The sequence below is a fragment of the Deltaproteobacteria bacterium genome, from assembly GCA_016875225.1.
GTDB lineage: Bacteria > Myxococcota_A > UBA9160 > SZUA-336 > SZUA-336 > VGRW01.
In genome coordinates this window covers 1-10,654 of sequence record VGRW01000100.1, presented here as the reverse complement: position 1 = coordinate 10,654, position 10,654 = coordinate 1, and the positions used below count along the sequence as shown (strand labels likewise).

Here is a 10,654-nt window from a genome sequence, read left to right as displayed (position 1 = left end):
TCTTCGGACACGGACTCCCCCTTGGCGAGTTCCGTTCATAGCAAATGAGCCCTGGCGGGGCATGCCTGCGAGCCGGAGATCAGTCCAGCGGCTCGACCCGATCGACCGGGCGCATCGGCCGGCCCGGCGGGGCGAGGGTCGAACGGCGCAGCAGAGTGAATCCGGCGCAGCCGACGAGCAGCAGCCACGACGCCGCGATCGGCCAGTCACCGACTCGCGTGTAGACGGTCGGCTTCTTCCGTCCCGGCGGGATCTCGGCAGTGAGCGTGAGTCGCTCGAAGATCGGAGTCTCGCGCAGCACCACGCCGCGGGCGTCGATCACGGCGCTCACGCCGGTGTTCGCGGCGCGAAGCATCGGCAGGCCGTTCTCGGCCGAGCGAAGCGCGGCGATCGCGAGGAACTGGTGGGGGGCGCTGGTGCGGCTGTACCAGGCGTCGTTGGTCAGGTTCATCAGCAGTTGCGCGCCGCCGCGCACCGCCGCGCGCACCAGCTCGGGATAGACCGCCTCGTAGCAGATCAGCCCGACCGGCGTCTGCGCGGGCTCGAACTCCGAGAGCCCGCGCAGCGGCCGCGCGCCCGCTCCCGGGCTGATGTCGGAGAGATCGGCGAGCGTGCTCGCGACGGCCGAGAGGAAGCCCAGCAGCGAACGCAGCGGCACGTACTCCCCGAACGGCACCAGTACGGTCTTGTCGTAGCGGTCGACGACTCCCTGTGAAGGCGTGACGACGAAGAGGCTGTTGTGGAGCAGCGGCATTCGTTCGCCGGGCACGCGGGAGAGGCCGATCCCGCCGACCACGAGCGGAACGTCGATCTCGCTTGCGAGCGCGAGCAGCGGATCGCGGAACTCCGGCTGCGCCTCGAGGAATCCGGGGAGCGCGGACTCCGGCCAGAGGATCAGGTCGGGTCTCTCGGCGGCCACCGCCCGCGAGAGCTCCAGATGCACGTCGAAGTTCCGCTGCGCGCGGGCCGGATCCCACTTCTCGCCCTGCGGGATGTTCCCCTGGACCATCGCCACGCGCAGCGGCGGGTCGCGCGGCGCGGCGAGATCCGAAGCCGACGGGAGCGCGAGGAAGCCGATCCCGTGCGCGACCGCTACGACGGCGAGCGCCGCGGGCCAGCGGCCGAGCCCGAGCAGCGTGCCCGCGAGGGCGGTGACGAACGAGAGCGCGTGTACGCCTCCGAGCGAAGCGAGCCCGAGCATCGGCAGGTCGAGATGCGTGGCGTAGCCGAGCGACGCCCAGGTGAACCCGCCCAGGAAGTCGAAACCGCGCAGGTGCTCCATCACCAGCCAGGCCGCGGGCAATACCAGCGCCGCCGCGCGGCCCGCGCGCGGCGCGAGCCAGACCCAGAGAGCGCCGGCCGCGCCCGCGTGCGCCGCGACCACCCCCGAGACCACCAACACCGCTGCCACGCCCGCGATCGCCGGCGCGCCGCCGTGCACGGTCACGACCACGTAGAGCCAGAACACGATCAGGGTGAAGCCGAGCCACGAGGAGAAGAACGCCCACTTGAACGCCGCGCGCGGGCCCAGATCGCGCAGCAGCGCGGCGAGCGGCGCCAGCGCCAGCCAGCCCGCCGCGGCTCCAAGGTCGAAGCGGAGCTCACCCGCGCGAAACGGAAACGCGAGCGCGAGCGTGATCGCGAAGAGAAGCGCGTGCGCGATGCGGGTTCGGAGCGTCACGCCAGGCGCCGCAGCTCCCAGCGCAGGTGCGCCTCGAGCGCGCGCATTCGCGCCCGGTCGGCCGCGCGCAGGTGGTCCATTCCGAGCAGGTGCAGGCAGCCGTGGATCAAGAGATCGTCGAGCTCGATCGCGATCGGCACGCCGCGAGCCGCCGCCTGACGCTTCGCGGTGTCGAGCGAGATCACCACGTCCCCGAGCACGCCGCCCGCGAACTCCGCTCCCGGGCCCTCGGCGAGCGCGAACGAGAGCACGTCCGTCGCGCGCGGCCGGCGCCCGTACTCCCCGGCGAGGCGCGTGATCTCGAGATCGTCCACCAGCGTCACCGAGAGCTCGGCGTCAGTCGAGCCCAAGGCGCCTAAGATCGTCCTCGCGCTTCTCTCGAGCGCCCTCCGATCGACCTCCGGAGCGCGGCTCGCGTTCAGATGGACCTTCATCCCCACCCTCTTCCATCCTCCGGCCGAACGCGTCGGTCGCCGCCGGGTAGTCGATCCGCTCGTGACGGATCGCGGAGAGCGTCTCGATGAAGCTTCGCGCGATCGAATGCAGATCCCGGAGCGTCAGGCTGCAGTCGTCGAGTTGTCCGTCGCGGAAGTAGTTGTTGATGATGCGCTGCACGAGCTGCTGCACGCGCGCGGGCGAGGTGTCGACGAGCGTGCGCGACGCGGCCTCGACCGAATCGGCGAGCATCAGGATTCCGGCCTCCCGCGTCTGCGGCTTCGGACCGTGATAGCGGTAGTCGTGCTCGGCGACCAGATCGCCCTTCTCGGGGTCGGCCAGCTCCTTGGCCTTCTCGTAGAAGAAGCGGATCACGCTGGTGCCGTGGTGCTCGGCGATTCCCTGCCGGATCGGCAGCGCCAGCTTCTCCTTCTCCGCCATCTCGACGCCGTCCTTGACGTGCGCCTGGATGATTCGCGCGGACATCGACGGCGAGAGCTTCTCGTGGCGGTTCTCGCCCTGAGTGACCGCCACGTTCTCGACGAAGAACTGCGGCCTGCGCATCTTGCCGATGTCGTGGTAGTAGCCGGCGACCTTCGCGAGCAGCGCGTTGGCCCCGATCTCCTCGGCCGCCATCTCCGCGAGGTGCCCCACCATCATGCTGTGGTGGTAGGTGCCCGGCGCCCGCAGCTCCAGGTCGCGCAGCAGCGACTGTTCGCGGTTGGCGAGCTCCAGAAGCTTGATCGCGGTGGTGTACGAGAACACCGACTCGACCAGCGGCGCCAGTCCCGAGACCAGCACGCCGCAGAGCGCGCCCGAGAGCAGCGAGAGCGAGACGGCCAGTATTCCGACCAGCGGCGAGAAGTGATTGCCGAGCAGGAGCAGCGCGACCGCGACCACCGAGTTCGCCAGGCCCACCCGGAGTCCCGCTCGTAGCAGCGTCCCGCGTTGGGTGACGCGCGCGGCCCCGACCGCCGCCGTGAGCGAGCCGACCAGCGCGTAGATCGCGAAGCCGAGGTCGCCGTGCACCTGAAAGCCCGTGACGAGCGAGACGAGAACCGCGAAGAGCGCGGCCGTCTCGGCGCTGTGCACCATGCGCACGAGCATCGTTCCCGCCGCGATCGGAAGCGCCAGAAGAAGCACGTTGGGCCACTGCTCGACCAGGGGCTGCAGTCGCGGGCTGTCGCCGAGGGTGTCGGAGAGGAAGAGGCCGATCGACGTTCCGAGCGCCGTCGCCACCAGCGTCGTGAGCAGGAACCAGGCGTCCTTGGTGCGGCGCGGGAATCGCAGCAGGCTGGTCGCGCCGAAACGCCAGACCACACGCATCAGCAGCAAGAGCAGGATCGCGACGCCGGCGAAGACGCTCAATTGCGAGAGCGTGCTCTGCTGCGCGCGGATCCCCTCCAGGATCAGGACGTGGCGCTCGGTGATCGGATCGCCGTCGCGCACGATGATCTCGCCTTTCCGCAGCGAGATCGTCGCCTCCTTCACGCTCGCCTCGGCGGCCTTGCGGCGCTCGTCCGTCGCGCGGAGATTGAAGTTCAGGTTCGGTCGCACCAGCGCCTGCGCCAGCGGCAGCAGCGCCGCGCGCGTCGCCGGCGGCGCTCCGGAGAGCACCGCCTCCGAGCTGCGCTCCAGCTGCTCGCGAACGCCTTCCGCGGAGAGCACCCGCTGCGGGCTCTTCAGCGCGCGCTCGTTTCCGGAGCCCAGGTCGCGGACCAGCACGGTTCCCGCCTGCACGTGGCGCTCGAACTCCGCGGTCTCGTCGACGATCATTCGCGCAGACACGCTCTCGACGAGCTGGGCCACGATACGCTCGTCGTCGACCGGGAAGCCGCTCTTCTCGAGATGGCGGAGGGACGGCTCCGGAACCGGCGCCTTGCCGCCGAGCGTCTCGACGAAGACGGCCGCCGGCGAGCGTAGCGCCGACTCGTCGACCGGCTTCGGCGGCGCCTGGGCGAGCGCCGCGCGCGCCGCGGCGAACGCCTTCGCGATGCTCTCGCGCAGCGCCGAGGCGCGATTCTCGTCGAAGTCGTAGACGGTGGGAGACTTCTCTACCGCCTCCCGGCGGAGCTTCTCGGTGGCCTGCGGATCCGAGACCGTGATCGCCGTCGGCGCCTTCTCGTCGCGCTCGGAGATGTCGCCGACCGCGATCGGGCGCCCCCCGCGTCCGGCGCTCGAGGTGGGAGCGACCTCGAGCGTGAGAAGCGCCGAGAGCAGCAGACAACCCGCGAGTGCGCTCGCGAGCAGGACCGGCCCCGAAGGGCGCACCTCGAGCCCGCCGAGGATGCCACGGCGCTGCGGGGCGGCCCGCGGCTTCGCCTCGGCCTTCGCCACGACTAGCGTTCCGCCTCGAATTTCTCGTAGGCGCGGATCACTTCCTGGACCAGCGGGTGGCGCACGACGTCCTTCTCGGAGAACTGCACGAAGGAGATTCCGGGCACGCCGTCGAGCACCTTTCGCGCCTCGATCAGCCCCGAGACGGTGCCGCGCGGCAGGTCGATCTGGGTGACGTCGCCGTTGATCACGGCCTTGCTGTCGAAGCCCATCCGCGTGAGGAACATCCGCATCTGTTCGGATGTGGTGTTCTGCGCCTCGTCGAGGATGATGAACGCGTCGTTCAGCGTGCGCCCGCGCATGAAGGCGAGCGGCGCGATCTCGATGATGCCGCGATCCATCCGCCGCGCGACCTCCTCGCCGTGCATCATGTCGTGCAGGGCGTCGGTGAGGGGCCGCAGGTACGGGTCGATCTTCTCGTAGAGCGAGCCGGGCAGAAAGCCGAGCTTCTCGCCCGCCTCGACCGCCGGCCGCGTGAGCACGATCCGCCCGACCTCCCGGCGCAGCAGCGACTGCACCGCCATCGCCATCGCCAGATATGTCTTGCCGGTGCCGGCGGGGCCGATCCCGAACGTGAGCGACGACTCGGCGATCGTCTCCAGGTAGACCCGCGGCGTCTCCGTCCGGGGAAGGATTCGCTTGCGCCGACCGACCTCGATGCCGGAGCCCGAGGCGAGCGCCCGCGCAGGCTCGGAGCCCGGCTCCTCCGCCATCCTCACCGCCTGCCGCAGGTCGGAATCGTCGATCGGCGCGCCCGCGCCCGCCAGATCGTACAGGTCGCGGATCACGCGACGGGCGACCTTGGACTCCAGCGCCGGGCCGCTCACCCGCACGCGGTTGCCGCGCGCCTGGATCCGGACGCCGATCTGCTGCTCGAGCTTGCGCAGGTTGCGATCGTTCTCCCCGTAGACGATCTGGGCCAGCGCGTTGTCATCGAGGATCAGCGGATCTTCGTCGGCCAATCGACCTCCGGCTAGGGGCGGACTCTCCAGAGCGTGAATCCGCCGAGGGACGAGCGGGCGTAACTGTACCGGTCGAGCGGAACGGCCGCCAAGAGCGCATGCGTTGCGTCGAGCTCTGCGAGCGACTCCGGGTAGGCGCCGTGTACCCAGCGATGGACCTCGAGCGCAGCCCTCAGGCGATCGTTTGCGGTCTCACCTCGGAGCGCCTCGATCGGGTCGCCCCCGAGCGGCGGCGGCGACAGCCGGCTCGGCCGCACCACGAGCAGCCCGAAGGCGAGAACGGCGCAGGCCGCCAGAATCGCGCAGGCGGCCAGCGGAGCTCGCGCAGCGTCGCGTCGGACCGGCGGCTCCGCACTGGGCTCGAGTTCGGCCGCGCGGAGCATTCCGCCGCGCATCAGCGCGACCAGACCGCGCGCGCCTTGGAACGTGCCCAGACGCGAGAGGTCGATCACGCGCCTGGCCGCGATCCGGCCGTTCGCAAAGCCGAACAACGCCTCGAGCTCTTTGCCGGGGACGCCCGAATCGGCCTCGATCGAGGCGCGCTTCTGGCGGAAGCCCTCGAGCTCGACGGTGGGCGCGAGCACGACGGCGAGATCCGGCAGGCCGTTCTGGATCGTCACCCACTCGTCGCGCATGCGCAGCGCGTCGAGCAGAACCATCTCGGCCGCGATCGGCTTGTCGCACGGGCCAGGCGTGACGTCGTCGGGACGGAACGCGAAGCGACCCTCGTCCCAGAGGAACAGCTCGAAGATGGTGTCGCCGGTCGCGAGCTTGGTGACCTGCTCGAGGTCCGCGCGCGAGACGAGATCCAGCTGCAGAAGCGTCGGAGCGAGCGCCTCGAGCGTCTCGTCCTGGCGCTTGCGCGCCTCGGCGAGCGTCGCCTCGGAGAGCGCGCCGGTGCGCAGCAGGTAGCCCGCCAGAGCCCCGTCCGGGCGTGTCTCGGCGGGTCGGGCCGAGAGCACCTGTCCCTCGAGGAAGTAGATCTCGAGCGTGCGCCCGCGCCGCTCGACCTCGAGCACGCCGGACTTTCGCGGCTGCGAGATCAGCTGGAACACGTCGGCGACGGGAAAGTCCGCGAGAACCCCCTGGAGACTCATGAGCCGCGCCTCGAGCCCGACAGTCGCCCGAGTGCCGCGGACAGCCCGAGCGCGTACAGCGGTGCAACGAGCAGCGCGCCGAGCGCGTACGGCGCCGCAAGCCCGAGAGCCCCGAGGTCCCAGGGCTGCGGCAGCACCGCCGGAGCACAGAGCATGGCCAGGCCGACGCCGAGCGTGAAGAGAGACGCCGCGCCGCGCAGCCGGCGGCCCTCGACCAGATCGGCCGCGCCGGGCGCGAGCAGACCTCCGAGCGCGAGACGGATCTGCGCGTGGCGCTCGCGGCTCCGATCGAGGTCCAGCTGCTGCTTGCGCATGCGCGGATCGGTGGTGTCGCGGCTCGCGAAGAGCCGCACGCACGGAGTGCAGGTGCCCACGAGCATCGCCTCACGCGAGCAATGGCTACAGAGCGGACGCTGGCAGCGGCTGCAGCGCGTGACGGATCCGCGATGGAGCAGGAAGGCGATCGCGCCGATCAGCGGCAGCGCCATCCAGAGGCGGTCGGGCTCGAGCGGGCCGAGCAGCCGCTCGCGAAGCTCGCGCGCGAGAGCCTTGGACTCGGCGCTCTGCTCGAGCGCACGCGACAGATAGAGCGGCAGCGAGAGCGGAGCCTGGATCAGCACCGAGTGCACGCTCGCGCCCTCGGCGGCCAGGTACCTGTTCACGAGGTGGTCGTCGAGGGAGCTCGCAGCCGCGAAAGCGGATTGCTGCTCCGAGAGCAGCAAGGCCCGGCCGTACGCCTGCGAGAGGTTGAACATCACCGGAGCGGTCTCGTCGGCCGCACGCGCGCGCTCGAACGCGGGAATCGCCTCGCTGAGATTTCCCTCCGCCAGGCGCGCGATCCCGCGCAGATTGAACGATGCCGAGCGCAGCGCAGGCTCCGGGCTCGTCAACGGGTCGCCGAGCAACTCGACCACGTGCGAGAGATCTCCGCGCCGCTTCCGGTCCGTGGCCAGCGCGAAGCGAAGCAGCAGATCGCCCGGGTCCCGCGCGCTCGCTCGCTCCACGCTCGCGAGATCCCCCGGCAGCGCCTCGCCCCGATCGATGCGCCAGGCGGCGATCAGATCCGACTCTCGGCTCGCGGCGACCAGCGCCGGCGTGACCCGCTCGAGCCCGAGCCCGAGCGCGACGCCGAGCGCGCCCAGCATCAGCGCGAGCCGCAGCGCCTGATCGCGGTCGAGCCTCAGCGCGCCGAGCGCGCCCGCCGTCGCCGCGACCAGAACCCCACCGACACCAAAGAGTGGCAGAACACAGAAGCCCGCGACGCAGAGCAGAACGCCTGGCCAGGCAGGCGGCTCCGTGGCCCGGAGCCGGTGCCCGAGCGCGTGACCGTGCAGCGGCAGCCCGCGCAGGGCCGCGACCAGACAGGCTCCGAGCGCGAGCGCGAGCAGGCCGCCGAGCAGCGACATGGCCGCCAGCGAGACGAGCCAGAGAATTCCGGGGAAATCCTGCGCGAGCGCGACCAGCGCGGCGACGAGCTCGCGCGGATCCCGCGAAAGCCGCGCCGCCTCGAAGCGAACCCCGGGAGAGCGAGGGGCGAGCTCGACCGCGAGCTCGACGAGCTCTCCCTGCTGCTGCGAGCGCGCGGAGGCGAGCAGCGCCCATGCGAGCACCGGGAGCTCCGAGTGTCCGTGCTCGCGCAGCACCGCGGCGGCCGCGCGAATCCGTTCGGGACTCGCGAGCGCAGCCGCGCCCTCGGGCTGCGGCGGCTCCCCGGTCGGCACCTCGAGCGGATCGGCGCGGCGCACCTCGGCGTCCGCGCGCACGTCGGGCGCGAGCCAGATGAGCGCCAGCAGCGCCAATGGCGCCAGCCACGCCGAGCAAGTTCGCGGATCGCCGCGCACCCCTCTCCTCTCGATGCAAAAGGTCGACCTGCCTGATGATTCGGCGGCTCGCTGCGCCCGCTGAAGGGGCGCCGTCTCAGCAGCGACGGGGAGCGCGAAGCAGGCGCCCGGCGAGCCTCCGCACGAGCTCGAACTCGTGCGCGCGGAACAGCCAGAGCCCGCCGAGGTAGGCGAGTCCGCCAAGCCCGATCAGTCCGAAGAGCTGCAGCGCGGCGAGCGGCGAGACCCGCTCCGGCGCGGGCAGGAGCCAGACCCCGATCCCGACGGCCAGCGAGAGAACGCCGGTCGCGGCGACCAGGCGCAGGTAGCCGATCCAGGCGCGCGCGGGGAGATTCGCGCCGTAGCGGTGGTGCGCCGCGCTCATGACCCAGACCGCGTTCGCCGCCGCCGCGAGCGTGGTCGCCACCGCGAGTCCCAGGAAGCCGAAGTCGGCCACGACCAGGGCGCGCTGCACGTCGATCACGGAGTCCCAGAGCGTGCCGTAGGGCAGCGGCCCGACCAGCAGCAGCGCCCCGAGGACGTTCACGATCAGGCTCACCACGGCCGCCTGCGCGCCCGTGCGAGTGTTCTCGTGCGCGACGCAGAGGTTCACGTAGATACGCGCGAGCGAGATCGGAACCAGCCCGAGCGTGTAGTAGAGCAGCGCCAGCGCGCAGAGCCGCACCGCCTCGGAGCCGAAATGATCGGGATTCCAACCGAAGAGCAGCGCGACGATCGGCTCGCGCAGCAGGATCAGCCCCGCGCTGCACGGCAGCGCGAGCGCGAGCGAGAGCCCGAGCGTCTCCGCGAACGAGCGCTGCAGCTCGACTCGGTCCCCTTTCCCGACCAGGCGCGAGAGCGAGGGCAGGCTCGCCATCGAGAGCGCGAACACGAACACACCCAGCGGCAGCTCGAGCAGGCGCGTCGCGTAGTAGAGGTACGAGACCGGGCCGTCGCCGAAGAAGCTCGCGATCGCGCGCGTGGTGATCGTGTTCAGCTGGTAGGCCGAGGCGCCGAGCAGCGACGGCAGCAGGATCCAGCTCAGGCGCCGGACCGCCGGATCTCCGGGCGCGAACAGGAGCTGCGGCGCGAAGCCGCGCTCGCGCAGCGGGCGCAGCTGCAGCCAGACTTGCAGCACGCCCGCGACGATCACGCCGACTCCGAGCGCCAGCACCGGCGTGGTGAAGAACGCGACGCCCGCGAACACGGCCGCGATCTGGCAGACGTTCAGCCAGACCGGCGCGATCGCCGGCCGGAAGAAGTGGCCCAGCGCATTCAGCGCGCCCATCGCGACCGCCACCAGCGACAGGCTCACCACGTAGGGAAAGCAGAGCCGGAGCAGCGTCGTGGTGAGCGCGAGCTTGTCGGGGTCGGACTGGTAGCCGGGCGCGAACGCGATCACCAGCGGCCCCGCGTAGACGATTCCGAGCACGCAGATGGCCGAGGTCAGGACCAGCGCGAGCGTCCAGATCGCGCGGAAGAACCTGCGTGCATCGTCGTGCGAGCGCTGCAGCGTCTGGCTGAAGACCGGCACGAAGGCGACCGTGAGCGCGCCCTCGCCGACCAGCCGGCGCAGCAGGTTGGGGATCGTGAACGCGACGAAGAACGCGTCGCTCGCGGCGACCGGCAGCGCGAAGGCGATCGCGCTGTCGCGGAGCAGGCCGAGAACCCGGCTGGCCAGGGTCGCGCCGGCGACGACGCCCGCGGAGCGCGAGAGCCCGGCGCGGCTCTCCGTTGACACCGCCGCCGCCCCGGGGTACTTACCCGCTCGCTCGGAGGTCTCCATGGCTACCCATCGCTCGGCCAAGAAACGGCACACCCAGTCGCTGAAGAAGCGCGCCCGGAACAATCAGATCCGCAAGACCGTGCGCGGCGCCGTCCGCAAGCTGCGCGAAGCCGCGGGCGCTGGAGCCGAGACGAAGCAGGAGCTGCTGCAGAGCGCTGAACGGCTGCTGCGAAAGGCGTCGAGCAAGGGCGTCGTGCACAAGCGAACCGTCTCGCGAACCGTCTCGCGGCTCGCGAAGCTCGCCCAGCGCTAGAGCGCCTCAAGCGCACACGGCCAGCACCAGCCGCTCGATCGCGAGCCGCGGAGCGATCGGAAGTCCGCCCTTCAGCGCCGCGTCGGTGCTCCGGACCGCCTCCAGACACGAGCGCAGGCGCCTGGGCTCGAAGCGCTTCGCCTGATCGACGAGCTTCTGCGCGGCATACGGGTGCACGCCCAAGCGCTTCTGCACCTCGGCCGACTCGAACGGACGGACCTCGCGGGCGCGCAGCAGCTTGCGGAAGTGATTCGCCAGAGCCCCAAGCAATGCCAGCGGCCCC

Annotated in this window: 8 protein-coding genes; 1 reads left to right on the top strand and 7 read right to left on the bottom strand. The window is 71.2% G+C overall.

Annotated features, from left to right (window positions below; genetic code table 11):
• Positions 1-79: 79 nt before the first annotated feature.
• From lnt to murJ, 7 genes are all read right to left on the bottom strand, one after another.
• On the bottom strand, positions 80-1,780 hold the full coding sequence (gene lnt, locus FJ108_16425; GenBank protein MBM4337473.1) for an apolipoprotein N-acyltransferase: 1,701 nt from the start codon (positions 1,778-1,780) through the stop codon (positions 80-82).
• The gene (gene ybeY, locus FJ108_16420) at positions 1,678-2,115 is read right to left on the bottom strand and encodes an rRNA maturation RNase YbeY (protein ID MBM4337472.1); all 438 of its coding nucleotides are present in this window, start codon (positions 2,113-2,115) and stop codon (positions 1,678-1,680) included. Before ybeY ends, lnt begins: the two co-directional genes overlap by 103 nt.
• Positions 2,018-4,453 carry an HDIG domain-containing protein gene (locus FJ108_16415; protein ID MBM4337471.1) on the bottom strand — a complete coding sequence of 812 codons (2,436 nt, stop codon included), beginning with the start codon at positions 4,451-4,453 and terminating at the stop codon, positions 2,018-2,020. Before FJ108_16415 ends, ybeY begins: the two co-directional genes overlap by 98 nt.
• Positions 4,454-4,455: 2 nt before the next feature.
• A complete protein-coding gene (locus FJ108_16410; protein MBM4337470.1) occupies positions 4,456-5,415 on the bottom strand; it encodes a PhoH family protein in 960 nt (319 codons plus the stop codon).
• Between the two features lie 11 nt (positions 5,416-5,426).
• Positions 5,427-6,512, bottom strand: a complete 1,086-nt coding sequence (locus FJ108_16405; GenBank protein ID MBM4337469.1) for a DUF4388 domain-containing protein — start codon at positions 6,510-6,512, stop codon at positions 5,427-5,429.
• Positions 6,509-8,311 (bottom strand): hypothetical protein, encoded by a 1,803-nt coding sequence (locus FJ108_16400; protein ID MBM4337468.1) that lies wholly within the window; start codon positions 8,309-8,311, stop codon positions 6,509-6,511. The genes FJ108_16405 and FJ108_16400 overlap by 4 nt, the downstream gene beginning before the upstream one ends.
• Positions 8,312-8,429: 118 nt before the next feature.
• The gene (gene murJ, locus FJ108_16395; GenBank protein MBM4337467.1) at positions 8,430-10,118 is read right to left on the bottom strand and encodes a murein biosynthesis integral membrane protein MurJ; all 1,689 of its coding nucleotides are present in this window, start codon (positions 10,116-10,118) and stop codon (positions 8,430-8,432) included.
• Between murJ and FJ108_16390 the strand changes: the two genes are divergently transcribed.
• A complete protein-coding gene (locus FJ108_16390) occupies positions 10,117-10,371 on the top strand; it encodes a 30S ribosomal protein S20 (protein ID MBM4337466.1) in 255 nt (84 codons plus the stop codon). The genes murJ and FJ108_16390 overlap by 2 nt on opposite strands.
• Positions 10,372-10,654 lie beyond the last annotated feature (283 nt).

Bases quoted from the DNA above. Each gene is read 5' to 3' on its own strand.
- FJ108_16390 (MBM4337466.1), top strand. From the start codon at position 10,117: ATGGCTACCCATCGCTCGGCCAAGAAACGGCACACCCAGTCGCTGAAG.
- ybeY (MBM4337472.1), bottom strand. From the start codon at position 2,115: ATGAAGGTCCATCTGAACGCGAGCCGCGCTCCGGAGGTCGATCGGAGG.
- FJ108_16405 (MBM4337469.1), bottom strand. From the start codon at position 6,512: ATGAGTCTCCAGGGGGTTCTCGCGGACTTTCCCGTCGCCGACGTGTTC.
- murJ (MBM4337467.1), bottom strand. From the start codon at position 10,118: ATGGAGACCTCCGAGCGAGCGGGTAAGTACCCCGGGGCGGCGGCGGTG.